The organism is Acidobacteriota bacterium, assembly GCA_028875725.1.
Lineage (GTDB): Bacteria > Acidobacteriota > Thermoanaerobaculia > Multivoradales > Multivoraceae > Multivorans.
This window is the reverse complement of the sequence record JAPPCR010000023.1, coordinates 140384-162044: the sequence shown is the minus strand read 5'-3', so window position 1 is coordinate 162044 and position 21661 is coordinate 140384. Positions and strand designations below refer to the sequence as shown.

Annotated in this window: 16 protein-coding genes and 1 pseudogene; 8 read left to right on the top strand and 9 right to left on the bottom strand. The window is 67.9% G+C overall.

What is annotated here, in order from left to right; translation table 11 throughout:
• Window positions 1-84: 84 nt before the first annotated feature.
• Together OXI49_16325 and OXI49_16320 are read right to left on the bottom strand one after the other, a co-directional pair.
• On the bottom strand, window positions 85-1551 hold the full coding sequence (locus OXI49_16325; GenBank protein MDE2692070.1) for a DUF1501 domain-containing protein: 1467 nt from the start codon (window positions 1549-1551) through the stop codon (window positions 85-87).
• 14 nt (window positions 1552-1565) lie between these two features.
• Window positions 1566-4805, bottom strand: a complete 3240-nt coding sequence (locus OXI49_16320; GenBank protein ID MDE2692069.1) for a DUF1553 domain-containing protein — start codon at window positions 4803-4805, stop codon at window positions 1566-1568.
• Window positions 4806-4846: 41 nt separating this feature from the next.
• Between OXI49_16320 and OXI49_16315 the strand changes: the two genes are divergently transcribed.
• Together OXI49_16315 and OXI49_16310 are read left to right on the top strand one after the other, a co-directional pair.
• Window positions 4847-5383: a DUF924 domain-containing protein gene (locus tag OXI49_16315; GenBank protein ID MDE2692068.1), complete on the top strand. Its 537-nt coding sequence runs from the start codon at window positions 4847-4849 to the stop codon at window positions 5381-5383.
• 57 nt (window positions 5384-5440) lie between these two features.
• Entirely contained in the window at window positions 5441-5947 is a 507-nt protein-coding gene (locus OXI49_16310; protein MDE2692067.1) for a cytochrome c, read from the top strand.
• A gap of 11 nt (window positions 5948-5958) precedes the next feature.
• Here the strand turns inward: OXI49_16310 and OXI49_16305 are convergent, their stop codons facing one another.
• A complete protein-coding gene (locus tag OXI49_16305) occupies window positions 5959-7731 on the bottom strand; it encodes a PQQ-binding-like beta-propeller repeat protein (GenBank protein ID MDE2692066.1) in 1773 nt (590 codons plus the stop codon).
• Between the two features lie 68 nt (window positions 7732-7799).
• On the opposite strand from OXI49_16305, the gene OXI49_16300 reads away from it, so the two are divergent.
• Both OXI49_16300 and OXI49_16295 read left to right on the top strand, forming a co-directional pair.
• Complete coding sequence (locus tag OXI49_16300) at window positions 7800-10625, top strand: hypothetical protein (GenBank protein ID MDE2692065.1); 2826 nt, start codon at window positions 7800-7802, stop codon at window positions 10623-10625.
• A gap of 4 nt (window positions 10626-10629) precedes the next feature.
• Window positions 10630-11058 carry a MerC family mercury resistance protein gene (locus OXI49_16295; GenBank protein MDE2692064.1) on the top strand — a complete coding sequence of 143 codons (429 nt, stop codon included), beginning with the start codon at window positions 10630-10632 and terminating at the stop codon, window positions 11056-11058.
• 1 nt (window position 11059) lies between these two features.
• Here OXI49_16295 and OXI49_16290 read toward each other — a convergent pair whose 3' ends face one another.
• From OXI49_16290 to OXI49_16265, 6 genes and pseudogenes are all read right to left on the bottom strand, one after another.
• A complete protein-coding gene (locus OXI49_16290; protein MDE2692063.1) occupies window positions 11060-11449 on the bottom strand; it encodes a type II toxin-antitoxin system VapC family toxin in 390 nt (129 codons plus the stop codon).
• Between the two features lie 168 nt (window positions 11450-11617).
• Window positions 11618-11749, bottom strand: a pseudogene (locus OXI49_16285) (type II toxin-antitoxin system prevent-host-death family antitoxin).
• A 72-nt stretch (window positions 11750-11821) separates the two neighbouring features.
• Window positions 11822-12919, bottom strand: a complete 1098-nt coding sequence (locus OXI49_16280) for a DUF3500 domain-containing protein (GenBank protein MDE2692062.1) — start codon at window positions 12917-12919, stop codon at window positions 11822-11824.
• Window positions 12920-13066: 147 nt separating this feature from the next.
• Window positions 13067-14437, bottom strand: a complete 1371-nt coding sequence (locus OXI49_16275) for an Nramp family divalent metal transporter (protein MDE2692061.1) — start codon at window positions 14435-14437, stop codon at window positions 13067-13069.
• A 132-nt stretch (window positions 14438-14569) separates the two neighbouring features.
• Window positions 14570-15589: a hypothetical protein gene (locus OXI49_16270; protein MDE2692060.1), complete on the bottom strand. Its 1020-nt coding sequence runs from the start codon at window positions 15587-15589 to the stop codon at window positions 14570-14572.
• 20 nt (window positions 15590-15609) lie between these two features.
• The gene (locus OXI49_16265) at window positions 15610-17556 is read right to left on the bottom strand and encodes a pyrroloquinoline quinone-dependent dehydrogenase (GenBank protein ID MDE2692059.1); all 1947 of its coding nucleotides are present in this window, start codon (window positions 17554-17556) and stop codon (window positions 15610-15612) included.
• Between the two features lie 195 nt (window positions 17557-17751).
• Between OXI49_16265 and OXI49_16260 the strand changes: the two genes are divergently transcribed.
• The 4 genes from OXI49_16260 (at window position 17752) to OXI49_16245 (ending at window position 21661) form a co-directional block, all read left to right on the top strand.
• A complete protein-coding gene (locus tag OXI49_16260) occupies window positions 17752-18834 on the top strand; it encodes a hypothetical protein (protein MDE2692058.1) in 1083 nt (360 codons plus the stop codon).
• Window positions 18827-20194 carry an amidohydrolase family protein gene (locus tag OXI49_16255; protein ID MDE2692057.1) on the top strand — a complete coding sequence of 456 codons (1368 nt, stop codon included), beginning with the start codon at window positions 18827-18829 and terminating at the stop codon, window positions 20192-20194. Before OXI49_16260 ends, OXI49_16255 begins: the two co-directional genes overlap by 8 nt.
• A 59-nt stretch (window positions 20195-20253) precedes the next feature.
• Window positions 20254-21111: a co-chaperone DjlA gene (gene djlA / locus OXI49_16250; GenBank protein MDE2692056.1), complete on the top strand. Its 858-nt coding sequence runs from the start codon at window positions 20254-20256 to the stop codon at window positions 21109-21111.
• Between the two features lie 157 nt (window positions 21112-21268).
• A complete protein-coding gene (locus OXI49_16245) occupies window positions 21269-21661 on the top strand; it encodes a YkvA family protein (GenBank protein MDE2692055.1) in 393 nt (130 codons plus the stop codon).

The following is a 21661-nucleotide window of genomic DNA, read 5'->3' as shown; positions in this document are numbered from 1 at the left end:
GGAGCCGGCCTTGCGGCCGGCGCGACTCCCTGGCCGCCTGCGGCGGCAGCCGGCGTCCCCGCCGGCTTCTGACTTCTGCCGCGCCTAGGCGAGGACTTCCTTGACTACCCGCGCCTTCTCGACGCCGGTCAACCGGGCGTCGAGGCCCTGGTGCCGGTACGTGAACCGTTCGTGGTCGATGCCGAACAGGTGCAGCACCGTGGCCTGGAAGTCGTGGATGTGCACCGGGTCCTTGACGATGTTGTACGAGAAGTCGTCCGTCTCGCCGTGGACGACGCCGCCCCTGACCCCGCCGCCGGCCATCCAGATGCTGAAGCAGCGCGGATGGTGGTCGCGGCCGTAGTTCTCAGCGGTGAGGGCCCCCTGGGAGTAGATCGTGCGTCCGAACTCGCCGCCCCAGATGACCAGGGTCTCGTCGAAGAGGCCGCGCTCCTTCAGGTCCTGGATCAGCGCCCAGGCCGCCCGGTCGACGTCGCGGGCCTGGGCCGGCAGCACCGTGGGCAGGAGGGAGTGGACGTCCCAGCCGCGGTGGTAGATCTGCACGAACCGCACGCCGCGCTCGACCAGCCGCCGGGCCATCAGGGCCGCGTTCTGGAACTTGCCGGGTTCCCGGGCTTCCTCGCCCCAGCGTTCCCAGGTGCTCTCGGGCTCGCTCGCCAGATCGGCCATCTCGGGCACCGAGGACTGCATGCGAAACGCCATTTCGTACTGCTCGATGCGGGCCAGGGTTTCCGGATCGCCGACCTGCTGATGGCGCAGCCGGTTCAGTTCACTCATGCCGTCGAGCACCCGTCGCCGGACATCCGGCGAGACTCCCTGCGGATCCTTGAGATAGAGCACCGGTTCGTCTCCCGTCTGGAGGCCGACGCCGGCGTACTCGGGTGACAAGAAACCGGCGCTCCAGAGCTTCGCCGAGATCGCCTGCAGGCCAGCCGACGGGTGGCTGCGCTCCGCGTTCATCACGACGAAGGTCGGGAGATCCTCGTTCATGCTGCCGAGGCCGTAGGCGAACCAGGATCCGATGCATGGCCGGCCCGGAATCTGCTGTCCGGTCTGGATGAAGGTGATGCCTGGCTCGTGGTTGATCGCGTCGGTGTGCATCGAGCGGATGATCGCGATGTCGTCCGCCATGCTCGCGGTATGGGGCAGCAGCTCGGAGAACCAGGCGCCGTTCCCGCCGTGCTGTGAGAACTCGAAGACGGACGGGGCGATCGGGAAGCGGGACTGCCCGGAGGTCATCGTCGTCAGCCGCTGCCCCTGCCGGATCGAGCCGGGCAGGTCCTGGTCGAAGTACTCCTTCATCTTCGGCTTGTAGTCGAGCAGGTCCATCTGCGGCGGCGCGCCCATCATGTGGAGATAGATGCACTGCTTCGCCTTCGGCGCGAAGTGCGGCAGATCCGGCAGGCCGCCGAAGCGGTCCCTGGCCGCGGGAAGAGCGAAGGCGTCCTCGGCGAACAGGCTGGCGAGCGCCAGGCCGCCGATGCCGCGTGCGGCGGTGCCGAAGAACTGGCGTCTCGTCTCGGCTCGAACGGTTTCCTTGAATGGGTCCATTCCAGGTCCTCCGGCTACTTGTTCAGGGACTCGTCCAGGTTCATCAACTGGCTCGCCATCATCGTCCAGGCCGCGGACTCGGCCATGGGCAGGCCGGCGTCGTGGGCCGATTCGCCAACGTCGACGAGCTGCTTGGCCGCCGCTTTATCGGCGCTGTAGAGGTCGATCAGGCCCTCGTACGTCCGTCGTGCCACCGTCCGCTCCGAGTCGTCGAAGTCCCGGGCCAGCAGCCGGGTCGTGAGGTAGTCGAGCCGGCGGTCGAAGTCGTCACCGGCCTCGCGCATCGCCCGCTGGGCGAGGAAGCGCGACGCCTCGACGAACTGCGTGTCGTTCATCGTGACCAGTGCCTGAAGCGGCGTGTTCGTCCGTTCGCGGCGCACCATCGAGTGCTCGCGGTTGCCGGCGTCGAAGATCGTCATCGACGGCGGCGGCGCGGCGCGCTTCCAGAAGGTGTAGAGGCTCCGCCGGTAGAGTTTGTCCCCCGAGTCCTGCTGGTAACGGGACGTGTTGCTGGCGTTCATCGCCACCCGCTCCCAGTGCCCTTCCGGCTGGTACGGCTTGACGCTCGGGCCGCCGATCGTGCGCACCAGGAGGCCGCTGGCCGCGAGCGCCGTGTCGCGGACCATCTCCGCGTCCATGCGGAAACGCGGGCCGCGCGACAGCAGCCGGTTGTCCGGGTCCTGCTCCAGCTTCTCTGGCGTGAGCGTGGCCGCCTGCCGGTAGGTCGACGAGGTCACCAAGCGCCGGAAGAAGCCCTTGACGTCCCACTCCGATTCCCGGAACTCGGTCGCCAGATAGTCGAGGAGGTCGGGGTGCGTCGGCACGTCGCCCTGGGCGCCGAAGTCCTCGCTGGTCGTGACGAGCCCGGTGCCGAAGACCTGCTGCCAGAACCGGTTGACGGTGACCCGCGCCGTCAGCGGGTTCGTCTCGTCCACCAGCCACTGGGCGAGGCCCAACCGGTTGCGGGGCAGGCCTTCCGGCATCGGCGGCAGCGCGGCCGGCGTGCCCGCCAGCACTCGCTCACGCGGCTGGTCGTAGTTTCCCCGGTACAGGACGTGGGCCGCCGCCTCGCTTCCAGGAAGCTCCTGCATCACGTGCGTGACGGTGCCGCGGCGGCGGAGTTCGCGCCACTCCGCTTCGATCTCGAGCCGGCGGGAGGCGAGCCGGCGCCACTCCTCGTCGTGTGTCTTGAGGTAGGAGCGCCGCAACGCCTCGCGTTCGGGGGCGTCGAGTGCCACCGGCGCCTTGGCGGCAGCCGTCCGGAGCGCGTTCCACTCGGAGACGACCTTCGCTTCCTCGACGGACAGGACGCGGTCGAAAACGCGAAGGTCGGCGACGGCGCCGCCGGCCAGCGTCCGCGGCTTGCCGTCGCCCCTCACGTCGCCGCGGCCGAGGTAGAACGGCCGGTCGGTGCGGATGCGACCCTCGACCTTCCTGAAGTACTCGCTGCCCTGCTCGGGAACGCGACCGCCGTCACGGTAGATGTGCATGCCGCCGCGCTCGCCGGAGCCGTCGTAGGTCGCGACGATGTGGGTCCACTCGCCGGGCGTGAGCCGCTGTGTGTTGTTCGGGTTGATCAGGATGCTGGTGACGCCCCGGCCGGGTCCCGCTCGATCGCCGTACAGGCCGAAGTAGAGCTCCCGCGCCGCCAGGGTCATCGCCCAGCCGCGGTTACCGTCCTTCGGGTCGTACTGGCTGGCGATCGTGTAGGTACCCTCGGGTTCCGGCATACGGACCCAGAAGGCCAGCGAGAAGGGCGTGTCCGTGTTGACGTCGAGGTTCGGCAGTTCGACCCAGGACTCTCCGTCGAAGAGCACGGCGGGCAGACCGTTCGGGCCGGGTTCGATGCGGATCCCCTGCGACGAAGGGAGCGGCTGCCGTTCGCCCTTCAGAATCGCGGCCGGCTCCTCGCCGTCGAGGTCGAGCCGGAGGAGTTCGGAGGCCGTCCCCAGCGGAGCTTCGATGGACCGGTGGGCGCCGGTGCCGAGCCACTCCTCGAACGCCGCCTCCATCGCGTCCGGGCGTTCCGCCATCGCGTCCTCGATCTCGCCGACCTCCTCGCGCAGGCGGTACCAGCTATCGCGGTCATCTTCGTGGGGCACCACCAGGGTCGGCGGCGGGTCGGAGATGTTGCCGTCCATCACGTACTGGGTCGTGTTCCGGAAGAACGCGGTCAGCGCGTAGAACTCGCGCTGGCTGATCGGGTCGAACTTGTGGTCGTGGCAGGTCGCGCAGCCGACGGTCATCCCCATGAAGACGCTGCCGATCGTCTCCGCGCGGTCCTTGGCGTAGATCGCCTCGTACTCCTCGATGACGGCGCCGCCCTCGTTCGTCGTGATGTTGTTGCGCTGGAGGCCGGTGGCGATCAACTGGTCGAGGGTCGGATCCGGCAGCAGGTCGCCGGCGATCTGATCGACCGTGAACTCATCGAACGGCTGGTTCCGGTTGAACGCCCTGATCACCCAGTCGCGGTAGGCGTACATCTCACGGTAGTTGTCGATGTGGATGCCGTGGGTGTCGCCGTAGCGGGCGGCATCCAGCCAGTAGCGGGCGCGGTGCTCGCCCCAGTGGGGCGAGCTGAGGAGACGGTCGACGAGGCGCTCGTAGGCGCCTTCTTCCGAGTCGTCGAGGAAGGTCGCGAGCGTGCCCGGATCGGGCGGAAGTCCGGTCAGGTCGAGGGCGGCGCGCCGGGCAAGGGTGCGGCGGTCAGCTTCTTCGGCGGGTGTGAGCTCCTCCGCTTCCAAACGTGCAAGGACGAAGCGGTCGAGCGGATCGCGGGCCCAGGCATCGTCCTCGACTGCGGGCGGCGCCGGCCGTTCGATGGCGGCGAACGACCAGTGCTCGTCCCAGGCAGCGCCCTGCCCGATCCAGCGGGTAAGGGTCCCGATCTGCTCGTCGGAGAGTGACTTCTGCGATACCTCGGGCGGCATCCGCCGCAGTGGGTCCGCGTGGGTGATGCGCTCGACCAGCAGGCTGGCGTCGACATCGCCGGCAACGACCGCCGGACCGCGAGGCCGGTTGCTGCGGCCCGCCGGAGGCCGCGGACTGAACGCCCCGTCCCGTGTATCGAGCCTCAGATCCGCCTCGCGGGTCGCCTCGTCGGGACCGTGGCAGGCGAAGCAGTTGTCGGAGAGGATCGGCCGGACGTCGCGCTGGAAGTCGACGGCGGGAGCGGGCTCGGCGGCAGTCGCCCCCTGCGACGTCGCCGGGCCGCAGACGGCAATGGCCATCGCTACCAGGAACAGGCGGGACACTCTATGAAGCATGGAGGTAGTAGAGGATAGACCACATGAACATGATCGAAGAAGTCCTGTCGTTCTGGTTTGAAGAGAGCGGCCCCGAGCAGTGGTGGACCCGCGATCCGCGGTTCGACGCGGAGATCCGGTCACGGTTCGGAGCGCTTCACGACCGGGCGGTCCAGGGGGAGCTGCACGGCTGGCGGGATACGCCGGAAGGTCGTCTCGCCGAGATCGTCGTGCTCGACCAGTTCTCGCGCAACCTCTACCGCGAGGACCCGCGCGCCTTCGCGGCCGACGCGATGGCGTTGGCGCTGGCCCAGGAGGTGATGCGGATTGGCGCCGATCAAGCTGTTCCGCCGGTCCGGCGTCAGTTCATGTACATGCCCTACCAGCACAGCGAATCGCCGCGAATCCACGAGGACGCGATGACGTTGTTCGAGAGCCTCGACGACCCCGAGAGTCTGGACTTCGAGCGGCGGCACAAGGTGATCATCGATCGCTTCGGTCGCTACCCGCATCGCAACCGCGTCCTCGGCCGCTCTTCGACGCCAGAGGAGATCGCGTTCCTTCGGGAGCCCGGGTCGTCGTTCTGAGGAGCGGGCCCGGAGGTCTCTGTACCTGCGAGGCGACCGCGTAGTACGTTGGCGACGATGGCAACCCGAAGGGCCTTCCTCACTGCGGTCGGGGTCACAGTACCGGTCTTGGCGTCCACCTTGGCCTGCTCGACGGCGATCGTGACGACGCCGCCGTCCGCTCCGGCCCAGGCACCGCCAGCGGCAGCGGAGTCTGAACCGGCCGCACCGCCGGCCTCCGTTCTCGACGGCATCTTCACCGAAGCACAGGCGAAGCGAGGTCGGGCCGCCTACGACGCGCAATGCGCCGAATGCCACGGCGAGGGCCTGGGCGGCGGCGAAATGGCGCCGGGTCTCACCGGCGTGGCGTTCAGGTTCCGCTGGCGCGGGCTCAACGTGGCCGACATCTTCGAGAGCATCGAGTCGACCATGCCGCCGGAAGAGCCCGAGACTCTCGGCGACCAGACCTACATCGATATCGTCGCGTTCCTGTTGAGCGCCAACGGGTACCCCGCGGGCGCTCGGGAGCTGACCGCGGACCCGGTGCTGCTTCAGAGAGTAGCGGTCGAGCGCATGCCGCCGTAGCGTCCGCGGATCTACGGTGCCGAGTACTCCAGCGCGAACACGAACAGGTTGTTCGCGAAGCCCGGCTTCAACTCGGGCGTCAGCCGCAGGAAGCTCGATGTGGTCGCCGAGATGCCGGTGCTGACCGCCACGTACTGCGTGCCGTCGACGGCGTAGGTGATCGGATAGCCGGTTACCGGCGCGCCGAGGTTCACTTCCCACAACACCTCGCCCGTCTCCTGGCTGTAGGCCTTGAAGCGGCCGTTCACATCGCCGCCGAAGAGTAATCCCCCGCCAGTGGCGACCAGGGAGGTCGTCGAAGCGCGCTGTTCGTGCAGCCAGACCGTCTTGCCGGTCTCGGCGGAGATCGCGTAGACGGTGCCGAGGTTCTCCGTGCCGGGCGCGAGTTCGTGGCGGACGCTCAAGGCGTAGTACGGGTGGGACGCGCTCCGGTCGGTCGTCGTCAGCGTCGGCATGCACATGTTGCGCAGCGGGTAGTACAGGGTGTTCGTCTCCGGGCTGTAGGCGCCGGCCTCCCAGTCCTTGCCGCCGTGCATGTTCGGGCAGATGAGCCGCTCCTCCTCCAGCGCGTGGAAGATGACCTCCGGGTTCTCGGTCGCCTTGCCGGTCTCGCCGTCGATGCTCTGGATCACGTTCTGGTAGACGGTTGGCCGCGCCCAGAGGAACTCGCCGGTCTCCCGGTCGATGGAGTAGACGAGGGCCGTCTTGCCGGGGATCCCGGTGATCACCTTGCGCACTTCGCCGGGCTCGATGTTCGGGTTGATCCAGGCCACCTCGTCGGGATCGGGCGCCACCGCGGTGTCGACGATCAGGCGTTCGAACGGATGGTCGAGATCCCAGTGGTCGTTCATGTGCTGGTAGTGCCAGACGATCTCGCCGGTATCGCCGTCGAGGGCGAGCGTGGAGTTGTGGTACAGGTGCGTCCTGTCCGTTCCACCCAGCATGAACTTCGGCGCCGGTGCCGTGACCGAGGTACCCGCGAAGACGAGGTCGAGCTCCGGGTCGTAGCTCGGCGGCATCCAGGAGCCGACGTGGACTCGCTTCTCGAACGGCACGTCGCCCCAGGTCTCGTTGCCCGGTTCGCCGGGGGCGGGAATCGTGAGGCGCCGCCACAGCTCCTCGCCGGTCAACGCGTCGTGGGCCGTGATCACGCAGGCCTCGGGCCCGGCGCGCGGCGAGCAGCTGCGGCCCGAGAACGCCTTGCCGTTGCCGATGATCGGGCCGGCGCCCTGTAGCGCGGGATGGACCTTGTAGTCGAGGACCATCGTCTCCCAGACCATCTTGCCGGTCTCGGCGTCGAGCGCAAACAGGTGGTCGTCGACGCTGGTGTCGATGATCAGGTTCGCGAAGATCGCGATGTTCCGGTTGTTCTGCGACAGGAAGCCGCCGACGTAGTCCTTCGCGTCCTCAGGGACCTTGCGCCGGTGCTCCCAGATCAGATCGCCGGTCGCGGCGTCGAGCGCCTGGATCACGTCGTTGGGATTCGGCATGTACATGACGCCGCGGTAGGCGAGCGGCGTGCCGGTCTGGCTGCCGTCGTTCAGCGAGCGGGTCCACACCATCCGCAGATCGCCGACGTTCTCCGGCGTGATCTGGTCCAGCGGGCTGTAGCCCCAGCCGTTCGCGGTGCGCCGCCACATGAGCCAGTCCCCGGGCGCCGGGTTCTCAAGCACCTCGTCGGTGACGGGGACGAAGGCGTCGCCGGACTGGGCATGAACGGTCGGGCCGCCGAGAGCCACGGCTGCGACGGCGGCGGCGAGTAGGCAGTGGAACCGTTTCGGCATCGAGAACACCTCTTCCTGTCTGAGTGGAGCCGTAGAGTATGGCCCAGCGCCCGCTAAGCTAGCTGGCAATGTCACACAACAAGGTCGCCTTCGCCTCGGCTGCCGTGGCGGCAGTCGCCCTGTTCGCCCTGTGTCCGCCCGCGGCGTCGCAGGAAGCTGGCGCCCTCGCCGGCGACGACGTCGTCTCGCTCCTCGTTCGCCTGGGCGTGAACGACTCGGCCGCCCGCGACTGGGACGGCTCCGTCGAGATCTCTGGCGGAGAACTGCTCGGAGTGCGCAACTGGCGTCCCCGGCCGGGTGAGGAAGTGTCCGGCAACACCTGGAAGCTGGCCAGCTACAAGGGGCCGCACTTCACCCCCCGCGCCATGCACGATACGCAGACGGTCGGTCCGGTCGAGTACGTCCGATCGCCCGGACTGGTCGTCGACGTGCGGGGCAACGGCGGCTCGCACCTGATGTTCGCCACCGCCAACGGCGAGTTCGAGGTCCGGCTCGCCGATGTCGCGGTTGGCCGCCGGCTGCGGTTCCTGGCCGGCGACGTGACGGTCGAGCGCGTGCCCGGCGTCGAGCGGCTGACCTCCGACGACTACCAGAACGACTTCGCGACGTTGCTCGGCAGTGACGGTGACGAGGTCTGGGCCGCCTGGCTCGGCTATCGCGACAACGCGAACGAGGTGCTGGCGCGGCGATTCGACGGGCAGGGCTGGGGAGAGGTCCAGATCCTGACGGAACAGCCTGGTGACCACTACCTGGTGAAGATGGGCCGCGACGGGGACGGCCGCCCCTGGGTCGTCTACTCGGCCCAGGTGGACGGCAACTGGGATCTCTACGCCCGCGTCCTGGACGGCGATGCCTGGTCGCCGGCGGAACGGCTGACCGAAGCGCCGCAGCCGGATGTGTTCCACAACCTGGCGACGGACGCCGAGGGCAATCTCTGGGTGGTCTGGCAGGGCTTCCGCGACGGCGCCGCCGACGTCTTCGCCCGCCGCTACGACGGCGAACGCTGGTCCGAGGCGGAGCAGATCTCGTCGTCGCCGGCGAACGACTGGGAGCCAGTGATCGTCGCCGACTCGAAGGGCGGCGTGTACGTCGGCTGGGACAGCTACGGCGCCGGCAACTACGACGTGCTGGTCCGACGCTGGGCCGGCGGCGAGTGGGGCGAGGAGATGGCGGTCGCCTCGACGGCCAAGTACGAGGCGCACATCAGTCTCGCCGTCGACGGCCAGGACCGGGTCTGGGCGGCCTGGAACGAGAGCGGTGTCAACTGGGGCAAGGACACGGGCTGGGTGCTCAATCGGGAGGGCACGCGGCTCTATGAGTGGCGCACGATGAATGTCGCGGTCCACGACGGCTGGGAGTGGCGGTCGCCGGCCGCGGACATCAACGACGCGTTACCCGAAGAGCTCCAGGGTTACAACGACTTCCCCGTGCTCTTCCCGGACGCCGACGGACGCATCTGGCTTCATTTCCGGCACCGGACCACCCGCCAGGCCGACATCCTCAGCGAGTCCCCTGCCCACCGGGCCGCCTGGGAGGTCTGGAGCACGACGCTCCAGGGAGACCGCTGGCTCCGGCCGCAGCACATCCCGATGACGCGCTTCCGGCAGGACGCCCGCTGGGGGCTGGCCGCCGACGGCAACGGCGACGTCTGGGCGAGCTGGCCGACGGACAACCGGGACTACTCGGGCTTCCTGTTCGAGCACGCCGACGTCTACGCCGCGAAGCTGCCGCGCTTGATGACAAAGGTCGTGCCGCCGAAACTGGTGGCCCTGGTCGTCGACGAGGTGCCGGGATACGTGATCCACGAGAACGAGGCGGAGGACCTCGAGAGGATCCGCAGCTACGAGATCGAATCCGAGGGCAAGACGTACCGGATCTACCGCGGCGACACCCACCGCCACACCGAGATCTCGATGGACGGCAACAACGATGGCTCGCTGATCCAGACCTACCGCTACGCGATGGATGTCGCCTCGCTCGACTTCCTGCTGGCCAGCGAGCACAACTTCCTGGGCGGCCCGGACATCGAGTACATCAACTGGCTCCTGCACCAGACGGTGGACGTCTTCTCGGTCTCGGGCCGCTTCCAGCCCTTCTACGGCTACGAGCGGAGCATCTCCTTCCCCGACGGGCACCGGAACATCCTGTTCGCGGAGCGCGGCACGCCGACGCTGCCGGTCACCGAGGCGGAGCGGACGCATGAGGAGGGCGCGGCGAGGCTCTACGAGTACCTGAAGGAGCACGACGGCATCGCCATCTCCCACACGTCGGCTTCAAGCATGGGAACGGACTGGCGCGACAACGATCCGGAGGTCGAGCCCCTGGTCGAGATCTACCAGGGCGATCGGGTCTCGAACGAGTACGAGGGGGCGCCGCGCGCCGCCCGCACCGGCAACCCGCGCTCAGCTCCAGGGGGCTTTCGGCCGGAGGGCTACGTCTGGAACGCTTGGGCCAAGGGCTACAAGCTGGGCGTGCAGGCCGCGTCGGACCACCTCTCGACCCACATCTCCTACGCCGCCACGATCGCCGAGGAGTTCACGCGCGAGGGGATGCTCGAGGCGATGAAGAAGCGCCATAGCTACGGCGCGACGGACAACATCATCCTCGACTACCGGCTGCGGACCGGAGGCAGGGAGTACCTCCAGGGCGACATCCTGACCGCGGACGGCGATTTCCGGCTCAGCGTCCGCGTCATCGGCACGACGCCGATCCGCCAGATCGACATCATCCGGGATCAGACGTTCCTCTACAATCGCCAGAACCTGGAGGCGGACGTCAGCCTCGAGTTCGTCGACGCGGACGTGGAACCGGGCGAGCACCTCTACTACGTGCGGGTGATCCAGGTCGACGGCAACATGGCCTGGTCGTCCCCGATCTGGGTGACGGTGGAGTAGCAGAATGAAGAACTCTCTCGCAACCGCTCAGTCGATCTCGTATCTGACTTCGGGCTCACGGCTCGCGGCGTGCGCTGCGGCCTTGTGTGGCCTGCACTGCGCACTCACGCCGGTTCTCGTCGTGACGGCGCCGGCGCTCGCGCTTTCCGAAGGCGTCGAACGTGCCGCCTGGGCCGTGACCGTTCTTCTCGGCTCGGCGATGCTCCTCCTGGGCCCGGCCCGCAGGAACGCTCCCGTGATCCTCACCTTTTCCGGAGGAGCTGCGCTTTGGGCGGCCTCCCTGGCGGGTTGGCTTGAGCCGCTGCCCGAAACGGTGACGTCATCCGCCGGCAGCCTGACGATCGCAGGCGCCATGGTGCTGAGCGCCCGCCTTTGCTACGACGCCTCGTGCGCGCTATGCGCCGACGAGGAGCAGGCGAACCAGGAAGGCTGACTCAATCCGGCGACGCGACGACCAACCCTGCTTCCTTGGCGGCGGCGCCGAGCCGCCGGTCGTAGGTCACCAGAGCGTCGAGTTCTTCCAGGGAAAGCGCCGTGGCGAGGTGGATGGCGTCCAGGCTCCGCAGTAGCGGTGGGTCCAGGGATGCTGCGCTGGCAATGACCGGCCCGTCCACGGCGACCAGCACGATTCTCTCAATGACCTGGTCGGCATAGCGCAGTACGGCTGGTCTGTCGTTCGTCCGGCGCAGCGCTCGAAAGACCTCGACCCGCGCGAGGCCGCTCGACACATGGTCCTCGTGCTCGGCCAGGTAGGCGCGGAGTGCGTTCGACTCCGGCTCGGCGACGACGAGCTTGATGATGGCCGAGGAGTCGAGGTAGATCACCGACGCTCAGAGTCGGTCTTCGCGATCGGCGATGATGGCGTCGCTCGCCGCCGTCGGCGGCTCGCCGGTGGGCGGCGGAAGGTCGAGCACGTTCCCCGCCGGCATGGTCGCCCGCCCTTGGGCTACGAGTCGTTCCACTGGAGAAAGGTCTCCCCCGAGCGGTATCAGCAGGGCGACGGGTCGCCCACGATCGGTCACCTCGAACCGTTCGCCGCGATGGATGCGCCGAAGGTAGACGCTGAGGTTCTGACGTAGTGCCCGGATACCCACTTGCGACGTCCCGACATCGGTTCCGGCCATGATGACGCACACGGTAGCACATTGCCGCAGCGAAGCGGTAGACGCTGGGTGCGCCGCGAAGCGGCGACCTTCTTAGTGGTCCCGCTCGTAGTGCTGCCGCAGCAGGTCCTTGCCGTAGTCGTTGCCGTTCGGCGTCCGCACGACGGCATGGATGTGCTGCCGGATGGGCGCGCGGCCCTCGACCAGGTGCCGGATGCCGACGGGCCGCTGGTGATCGAACTCGATCAGGATGACCGGGCTGTGAATGCGGTAGTAGAAGACGGCGTCCTCGTCCGTGGCGCCGATCCAGGCGAAGTGGGTCTCGTCCAGATGGGCCTCGACCTCCGCCATCCGCACTCTGGCGTGGCCCTCGCGCATGTTGTGGACATAGAGGCCGATCAGGTCGAGCAGTCGGTTCCTGGCCTCGGCTGACAGCTTCGCGGCGGGGATGCCGGCGTAGTCAAGCACGATGTTGTCGCTGAACGCTTCGCCGAGGTTGTCGTTGCCGTCCTTCGAGGTCTCGATGATCGCCTTGTCCTGCTGCTCCGGGGAGAGGGAGCGAATCAGGGTGAGCCCCTGGTCCTGTTCCCGCTGCATGATCGCCGTGCCCTTGAACTTGCCGGATTCGGCGATGACCGGTTCCGAACCAACGAACAGCGGTGTCATCACGACCTGATCACCGAGCACGAAGTAGTTGATGATCAGGTGGTGGCCGTCGACCTGCCAGCCCCAGGGCTGGTCGGCCGAGGGCTCGCCCATCACGGTGATCCAGTACAGCCACTCGTTGTACTCGTCGAAGTTGTCGCCGTTCAGTTCGCCCAGGGTGCGGTTGAGGTTCATGATGTCGCGGCTCAGCCTGAGCCCGTCCGCGCTGAGCGAGGCGCGCATCAGACCGAAGGCAGCCTCCCGCTGCCCTTCGTCCATCTCGTCGAAGCCGACGCCCTGGCGAACGTAGAAGTGCTGGTTCATCCACTTGCGCCACTCGTCGTCGTCGACGGCGAACGTCGTCTTCGCGCGTTGTTCCGCCGTCAGCGCCGCGAGGAACTTCTCGGCGGCCTTGCGCACCGGCTCGGTCGACACGCCGGTCGACTCGATCCTGTAGAGGCCGCGTTCGATGCCGGAACTGCCGTGGATGCCGACGTAGGGGTCGTCGGCCAGCCGGGCGTCGATCTGGCGACTCCTCTCACGCATACGGTCGACGCGTTCGCCGGGGCGCTGGGCGGCTGCCGCGGTGGCCAGGAGAACGAGGGTGGCGGTGAGGATGTACCGAAGCATGAGGGCCATGCTAGCGCCAGACGGAGCCGGCCAGAGGGCCGGCGCACAGACGCTTTGGTTTCCTCAGCCGAACAGGTAGCCGAACAGCCAGTCGAACTGGTCGGCCAGCACGACGTAGCGGATGACCAGGAGCGCCATCGCGGCCTCGAACGCGAAGACGACCCAGATGCCGATGTAGGTCAACCGGCGGGGCCGTATCCGCGGGTCCATCCGCGTCCGCTGCAGCCACAGCGTGGCGCCGGCCTGAATCGGCAGGAAGATCGCCGAGGTCAGGCCGCCGACCATGATCAGGATGACGAAGTCGGTGACGAAGTAGTAGATCCCGAAGGCGGCCAGCGGCAGGCAGACCAGGTAACCGCGGATGATCTTCTTGCGCAGCGCCAGGTTGGAGCGCTCGATCAGGCCCATCTCCATCAGGTAGTCCGGGATCGTCCGGCCGCCGCCGCCCGCTCCAGAGAGGACGGTGGAGAACAGGATGCAGAAGGCGCCGATCGCGAAGATCCACACCGCCCAGAGCCCCAGGGTCTGGGTGAAGATGTTGGAGAGGGCCCCGATCGTCTCGTCGTTCCCCTCCGGCGTCAGCCCCATCTTGTTCAGCACCCCGGCGCCGAGGATGTAGTAGGGGATCGTGGCGCAGGTGACGATGATCAGGGCCAGCCAGACGTCGGTGTGGAGCACCCGCATCCAGCCGCGAGCGTGGGATTCCCAGTTCGGGTCGTTGCGGTCGGCGCCGAGGAAGCTCGGGTAGCCCTTTTCGACGCACCAGTAGGTGTAGGACGAGATGTCGCCCGAGGTCGTGCCGGTGTAGCCGTAGGCCGAAAGCGCGAGGGCCGCGACGGCGACGAACAGGGTCATGTCCGGCTTCATGCCGCCGAGGATCTCGCCCGGCGTGGTCCGGAACTCGGTGAACTGCATCGCGATCAGGCAGATCAGCGTGCAGAACGTGAATGCGATGACCAGAGGCAGCATCACGCGTTCGAGCCACTTGTAGGAGCCGGTGCCGAGGATGATCGAACCGGCGACGGCGATGAGACCGGTGCAGAGAACCCCGTCGAGCTCGATGTTCCCCAGCGAGGCGAGGAAGGACATCGACTGGCCGGCGCCGCCGATGATGCCGCCCAGTCCCATCGTCCCCGGGACGTAAGCGATCAGCCCCAGCCAGATCGGCCAGGAGATCCTCCAGATGCGTCCCGGCAGCCGGTTCATCGCTCGCAGGTAGGTGTCGCCCGACTCGATCGTGTAGCGCGCCATCTCCGCCTGGATCAGCGACTTGCACCAGCAGGAGAGGAGCATCCACCAGAGCAGGGTGAAACCGGCGACCGCGCCCAGGCTCGTCGTCAGCACGAGCTCGCCGGAGCCGATCACGGCGCCGGTGACGATCAGGCTCGGTCCGAGGTACTTCAGCCGCTCCCGGAAGGTCGCCGGAGGGGCCACGGCCTCGCCGTGGCGGACGGTGTACGGATCGAGTACTTGATTGGCCAGAAGGGACTTCCGGAGCGTCTATGGGCGCTTCGAAAGCGCCGGTCTGGGGTTTGGGCCGGAGGGAGGGTATCAGCGAAGCCGGGGCTACGGCTGCTTCTCGCTGGCCTCCTCTTCGAGCAGCCGCGCGCCGCGGAGCATGTTGCCCATCGAGTAGTTCCCCTCGTGGCAGGCGTACTCGTAGAGCCTCTTGTCCGTCCGGGGCCAGGGCAGGGAGCCGGTGTACGGCGCGGTGTAGTCGGAGTCCTCCACGGTGAACTCGTAGAACAGCGTGTCCGCGTCGAGCCGCTTGAAACGTTCGACGACGCGCAGGCCGTCGTGGGGAACATGCGGGGCGCGCAGGAAGTTCGTCGTCTCGACGACCAGGGTGTCGTCCTCCCACCAGCCGACCGAATCACCGCCGAACGAGCGGTACTCCTGCGGCGCGTGCTCGGAGTCGAGGCGGACGATCCGGGTCCAGTGCATCCACTCCACGTGGATCGCCACGTGGGTGTCCGTCTGCGTGATCGTCTTCAGGTTGTTGTAGGCGGAAGGCCGGACCGGCACCGTGGGGCCGCCGGCGTAGAGGCAGCGCGTGCCCAGGGTCTGGACCTCCGGCTCGTCGTAGAGGTCCTCGCCGGTCTCGATCCACCACGCCCCGCCCGGGTTCCGGTTGTAGGCGCCGAGGCCGCGCGGCGTGAGCGCCCGTCCGCGGTCCGTCTTGGGCGGCAGCCGGCCGTCGGGAGGGTCCGTGATGATCGAGTTGCGGTACTTGCCGTCGATCTGGAACGGGATCGTGCCGAAGTCGAACCAGAACGGGTTGTGGCCGCCGATGTTGCTGCGATGCCCGTCGCCGCCGACTGGCGGCGCCTTGCGGTCGGGGTCGCTGGGAATGTCGGCCTGGGCTCTGCCCGCCTCGGTCGCGGCTGCGATCCCATGCGCGTCCTCCGCGCTCATGTAGGGATCGTCGCCGTACTTCGGATCGCGCATCACCGGTGTGCGGGTGGCGATGTCGTAGGTGCCCGAGAGGTCCGGCCGACCGCTCGCGATGCGGGGAATGTCGTCCTGGGCGACGGCCGCGACGGGAGCGACCAGGATCGTTGCGGCCACGAGGAGTTGGATGCGCATCGGCTGTTCCCCCTGTTGCTCTAAGGAGCCTCGCTCTCCGGCAGGGCGAAAGCGATTATCTCCGCCGGCTCGGTCATGCCGCCGCCGGTGACGGCGATGAACTGCCGGCCGTCCTGCATGTAGCTGACCGGCGCGCCGTGCAGCGCGCGCTCGGTGAGCACTTCGGCCAGCAGTTCGCCGGTGAACTTGTCGTAGGCCTGGAGCGAACTGCCGAGCACCGTCGAGCGGTCGTTGTAGACCTCGAAGCGCGCGGCATGCGTGACGACGAGCGTCTTCGTGACCAGGATGCCGCCCTCCGTCACCGCGCTCGACGAGCGTCCGCCCAGCGGTCCCAGGTTCAGGTGGCGAATCGCGGGATGGTTGCGCGGCCCGTCGCCGAGCGGCGCCTGCCAGGCGATGTCGCCCCGGTTCAGGTCGATCGCCGTAATGCGACGGTACGGCGGCTTGAGCAGGGGCAGGCCGCGCGGCCCGGCCGTCGACACGCGGTCGAGCACATAGGGCCAGAAGCTCCGCGCTCCGTCCGGCTCGACCAGTGCCATCCCCGAGGGCCGGGTCGACGACTGGACGTAGAGCATCCCGGTCTCCGGGTCGGCAGCGGCCCCCGGATGGTTGGCGCCGCCGCCGGCGCCGGGCACGGCCAGGATCGCCTCCTTGCCGCCCTCGCCGCGGCGGATCAGCGGCATGAACATCGGCCCGAGGATGAACTTCTCCGCGAGTTCGAGCGCCTCGGCCCGCAGCTCCGGCGTGAAGTCGATCAGGTCGTCCTCGCTGACTCCCTGGCGGTCGAACGCCGGCGGCTTCGTCGGGAACGGCTGGGTCTTCGCCAGCTTCTCGCCCGGGACCGTGCTTTCCCAGGGAACGGGCCGCTCCTCGATCGGCCACACCGGCTCGCCGGTCGCGCGGTCGAAGACGTACGTGAAGGCGGTCTTCGAGACCTGGGCGACCGCCTTGATCAGCTTGCCCTCGACCACGATGTCGATCAGGTTCGGCGCCGAGGCGATGTCGTAGTCCCAGACACCGTGGTGGACCGTCTGGAAGTGCCAGACCCGTTCGCCGGTCGCGGCGTCGACGCAGATCAGGCTCTCGGAGTACACGTTGTCGCCGTGCCGGAGCCCGCCGTAGTAGTCGCTTGTCGGCGTGCTGGTGGCCAGGTAGACGTAGCCCAGCTCCTGGTCGGCGGTCATCGGCGCCCATACGTTCGCGTTGCCCGTGATCTTCCAGGAGTCGTTCTCCCAGGTCTCCACGAAGTCCTCGCCCTCCTGGGGGATCGTGTGGAAGCGCCACTTGAACTCGCCGGTCCGCACGTCGTAGCCGCGCACGTGGCCGGGCGGGTTGTTGTTTTGGAGCGGGAAGTCGTAGATGCGCGAGCCGACGACGATCGTGCCCCCGACGACGATCACCGGCTGGCCGTGGCTGATGTTGCGGAGCACGATGTTCTCGCGGCCGAGGTTGCGGGACAGCTCGACCACCCCGTCCTCGCCGAAGCCGCGGTCGGGCAGCCCGGTGGCCGGGTCGATCGAGATGAGCTGCTTGCCGATCGTGGCGATGAACAGGCGTTCCTGCTCGCCGTCGCTCCAGTACTCGAGGCCGCGCGTGTAGTAGTTGTTCTGCGCCGGCTTGCCGCGCTCGTAGCTCTTCGGGTCGTAGACCCAGAGTTCCTCGCCGGTCGCGGCGTCGAGCGCCGCGACCTGGCTCAACTCGGTCGGGATGTAGAGGCGTCCGTCGATGACGAGCGGCGAGGACCGGAACACCTGCCGCCGGTATGGCGAGTTCGCCTCGATCCGCGAATCAGCGGACGACCACTTCCACGCCGGTTCGAGCCGGCCGAAGTTCGAGCCGTCGATCTGGTCGAGCGCCGTGTAGCGCGTGAAGCCGTCGTCGCCGCCGTGATGGCGCCACTCGCCGTCCTCGGCGCCGTACTGTGCCTGGGCACCGGTGCAGAAGAGCAGGACGCCAAGAGCCGCCACGGCAGCCGCCCGTCCTGTGGACCCTTCGCCCGAAGCGAGGCCTCTGGGGGAGCAGCAGAGAAGTTGAAGGCGCAACGGCTTTGCTCACTGGGTGCGCCGGCGTCCCCGCCGGCATCCGGGCGATGCCGCGAAGCGGCGAGCCCGAGTGCCACTAGCATAGAAGGCGATGAAGTCCTCAACCCTCCCGATCAGCCGATGAGAGCGGGATCGCTCCCGGTGGCCCTGTCCCTGACCGCCTCGATCACCGCCCTGGCCTGTGCGCCCCCCGACACCGGACCTGTCGCCGACTCCGACTCACAGCCCGACACCGCCGCCGCTCCGGTTCGCGTCGAACGGCTCCTCGACGCGCCCATCATCGGCCCGGAACTCGACCCGAGCATCGGCGAGAACATCCAGGGACCGTCACTGATCCGCGTGCCGGACTGGGTCTCCGACCCGCTCGGCAGGTACTACCTCTACTTCGCCGACCACAAGGGTCACTACATTCGGCTCGCTTACGCCGACGACCTGCTCGGGCCGTGGTCGATCCACGTGCCCGGCAGCCTGCAGATCGAGCACTCCCACTTCCTGGTCGAGCCGCCGGAGGTGACGCCCGAGATGGTCGCGGAGTGGGAGGAGCGCCGCGGCCTGAAGCTGTCGCACGACGTCCAGAAGGAGATCACGGCGACCCACATCGCGTCGCCGGACGTGCACGTCGACGATGAGAACCAGCGGATCGTCATGTACTTCCACGGCCTCGAGGACGTGGGCAGGCAGATATCGCGGGTCGCCACTTCGACCGACGGCATCGACTTCGAGGCTCAGCCCCAGTCACTTGGCCGCACCTACATGCGGATCTTCCACTACGGCGGGTTGAGCTACTCGCTCGCCATGCCCGGCCAGTTCTACCGCTCGACCGATGGCTTCACCGACTTCGAAGAGGGCCCGCTGCTGTTCAACCCGGACATGCGCCATTCGGCCGTGCTGCTCCGCGGCGACACGTTGTGGGTGTTCTGGACGCAGGTCGGCGAGGCGCCGGAACGGATCCTTCTGAGCAGCATCGACCTGTCCGGCGACTGGATGGAGTGGACCGAGTCCGAACCGGTCGAGGTGTTGCGTCCGGAACGCGACTGGGAGGGCGCCGACGCCCCGCTCGAGCCGTCCGTTCGCAGCACCGCCTACGGCAAGGTGAACCAGTTGCGCGATCCCGCGATCTACGAGGAGGACGGCCGCGTCTTCCTCCTCTATGCCGTGGCCGGCGAGAGCGGCATCGCGCTCGCCGAGGTCTTCCTTGACTGAGAAAGACACAGACTGGGTGCGCCGGCGCCCTCGCCGGCATCCGGCTCCGCTCCGGCCTCTCGCCGTCGCCTCACTCGTCGCCCTGGCCGCCTGCGCCCCAAGCCAGCCCGCCATCGACGGCGCCGGCACCATCACGATCGCCGGCGCCACCCTGATCGACGGCACCGGCGCACCGCCGGTCGAGGACGCCGTCGTCATCGTCCGCGGCGACCGGATCGAGCATGCCGGTTCACGCGCCGACGTGCCGGTGCCCGAGGGCGGAGAAGTCGTCGACGCCACGGGCAAGTTCCTGATCCCCGGTCTCGTCGACCTCCACAACCACTACCGCGACGGCCTGGAGGAGTGGTCCTGGGCGTTGCAACTCCACGCCGGCGTGCTGACCGTCCGCAGCCTCGGTTCCGACCACGGCCAGACGCCGGCGATGATCGGCGAGGCACGTGCCGGCAACGTGCCGGCCCCTCGCATCTTCACTGCGGGAGTGGGATTCACGCACCCCGAGGGCTTCCCGCCGGGCAAGCTGGGTCCGGCCACCGAAGAGGAAGCCCGCGAGATGGTGCGCGAGCTAGCCGCCCAGGAAGTCGACCTGATCAAGATGTGGGTCGACACCTTCCTCGACACGCGGCCGAAGATCGAGCCGGAGATCCGCTCCGCGATCGCCGACGAAGCCGCTCAGCACGGCATCCCGGTTGCCGCGCACGTCTTCTTCGAGAACGACGTCTGGCAACTGGTCGACGCTGGGGTCCGCTTCTTCGTCCACGGCGTGCGCGACGAGGAGGTCGACGACGAGTTCGTCGCCATGGCGCTGGAGAAGGGGCTCTCGTTCGCGCCCGCTCTCGGCCAGGCCAAGACCTTCTGGTGGGTCGCCGAGCACCCCGAGTTGCTCGACGACGAGGAGTTCCGGGCCGGCATCCAGCCGCCGGCGTTCGAGAGACTGCTCGATCCCGAGAACCGGGCAGCGATGCTGGAAAGCGAGTCGACCGCCAGGCGCCGCGTCGCCTACGACTACGTGACGAGGTTCGTCCGCCGCATGAACGAAGCCGGAGTCGCGCTCACCGTCGGCTCCGACAGCGGCGCCGGCAACATCGCGTACGGCTGGGGCACCCACCATGAACTGGAAACCCTCGTCGAGGACGCCGGCTTGACGCCGCTCGAAGCCCTGGCGGCCGCCGGCGCGGCCGCGGCCTCTGAACTCACCGACGACCCCGACTTCGGCTCGGTCGCCGAGGGCATGGCCGCGGACCTGGTTCTGCTCACCGCCGATCCCCTGGCGGACATCCGCGATACGCGGCGGATCGATCGCGTGATGCAGGCGGGCGTGTGGCTCGAACGCGGGCTGCCGGAGTTCCCCCTGCGCGAGTAGGGCACGGCTGCAGCTGAGGGATGGGCAACGGGAAGTCAGACGCGTCTCCGGGATGTTGGGTGATCGTAGGCCTTTCTCTCGCCGCATCGGGGGTTGCGGCCTGGCTCGACGTCAATCGCTTTGTCGGTGTCTTGATCGTCCTCGTCGTCGGGGCCGTGGTGGTGGGGCTCGTCGCCGCGTCGCGAGCTTCCGAACCCGCAGAGCCGCACGCCTCCGCAGGCGTTGATGGGAGTCCCAACGACTCGTCTGATTTGTTCTTCAGGGCGGTCTTCCTGGTCATGGGTCACTTGGCGAAGGCTGACGGCGCGGTGACGCACGCCGAGATACGTTTCGCGATCGGAGTTATGGACCGGTTTGGGCTCGCCGAACCTGCACGCGAACAGGCAAGAAACCTGTTTCGAGAGGGGGCTTCGCCGCACTTCGAAATCCACCAGGCCCTGGCGCGTGTGCGGCTGGGGATCGAGGAGCCGGAACTGAAAGTTGCGCTAGTCGGTATTGCCGTGCGGGCCGCGGTGGTCGACGGGGTGCTTCACGCTCGCGAGCGGGAGCTTCTGGAACAGGTGTGTGGGTGGCTCGGTCTGTCGGAGGCCCACCTCAAAGCCCTCATCGCGGAGGCTCGCAGTGACTGGCATGCATACAGCGGCAATGGCGATCCGGAGGAACCCCGTGGCCGAGGCGGACAGAGCCCTGGTGAGGAAGAACAGGCCGTGACGGCGGATGCCTATCGGCTTCTTCAGGTCGATCCCACGTCGTCGGATGCGGAAATCAAGCAGGCTTGGCGGAAGTTGATGACCGAGTATCACCCTGACAGGCTCGCTGCGAAGGGGCTGCCAGAGGACATGATGCAGTACGCGACCGACCGAACGCGAATGCTGACCGAGGCGTGGGAGCACCTCAAGAGGGTCCGCCGAATCTGACTGTCGAGGCTGCCGACCGGGGGCCAGGACCTGCTTGAAGAAGTCCGGCCGCGCAGGCGCCGGCCAGCCGGTGTCTGGCTCGAAACGCGGGTTGCGGGAGTTCCCGCAAACCGACGGATTAGCCGGAACCTGCGCTTGGAGCTATAGGATTCGCCCCATGACCGACGCAACCGACTACTCCAAAGAGTACAGCGAGGAGTCCTTCTGGAAGAAGCTGGGCGGCTTTGCCGTACGGGCGGGGAAGGAGGTCGTCGAAAAGGCGCTCACGCTGTACTACTGCCTGTTGGATCCGGATACGCCGAAGAGGGCGAAGGCAACGATCATCGGCGCGCTGGGCTACTTCATCGCGCCTTTCGACGCGATCACCGACCTGATTCCAGTCGTCGGATTCTCCGATGACCTGGGTGTCCTGGTCTTGGCTCTTGCAATGGTGGCGACACACATCAAGCCGGAGCACCGCGAGAAGGCGCGGGAGACGCTCAAGACATGGTTCGGTTCCGCAGCCGGGGAAGAGGACGAAGGGCCGCACGGCGACTCGTCACTCGTTTGA

Bases quoted from the DNA above. Each gene is read 5' to 3' on its own strand.
- OXI49_16270 (MDE2692060.1), bottom strand. From the start codon at position 15,589: ATGCGCATCCAACTCCTCGTGGCCGCAACGATCCTGGTCGCTCCCGTC.
- OXI49_16295 (MDE2692064.1), top strand. From the start codon at position 10,630: ATGAAGAACTCTCTCGCAACCGCTCAGTCGATCTCGTATCTGACTTCG.
- OXI49_16280 (MDE2692062.1), bottom strand. From the start codon at position 12,919: ATGCGTGAGAGGAGTCGCCAGATCGACGCCCGGCTGGCCGACGACCCC.
- OXI49_16310 (MDE2692067.1), top strand. From the start codon at position 5,441: ATGGCAACCCGAAGGGCCTTCCTCACTGCGGTCGGGGTCACAGTACCG.
- OXI49_16300 (MDE2692065.1), top strand. From the start codon at position 7,800: ATGTCACACAACAAGGTCGCCTTCGCCTCGGCTGCCGTGGCGGCAGTC.
- OXI49_16325 (MDE2692070.1), bottom strand. From the start codon at position 1,551: ATGGACCCATTCAAGGAAACCGTTCGAGCCGAGACGAGACGCCAGTTC.
- OXI49_16305 (MDE2692066.1), bottom strand. From the start codon at position 7,731: ATGCCGAAACGGTTCCACTGCCTACTCGCCGCCGCCGTCGCAGCCGTG.
- OXI49_16260 (MDE2692058.1), top strand. From the start codon at position 17,752: ATGAGAGCGGGATCGCTCCCGGTGGCCCTGTCCCTGACCGCCTCGATC.
- OXI49_16315 (MDE2692068.1), top strand. From the start codon at position 4,847: ATGATCGAAGAAGTCCTGTCGTTCTGGTTTGAAGAGAGCGGCCCCGAG.
- OXI49_16245 (MDE2692055.1), top strand. From the start codon at position 21,269: ATGACCGACGCAACCGACTACTCCAAAGAGTACAGCGAGGAGTCCTTC.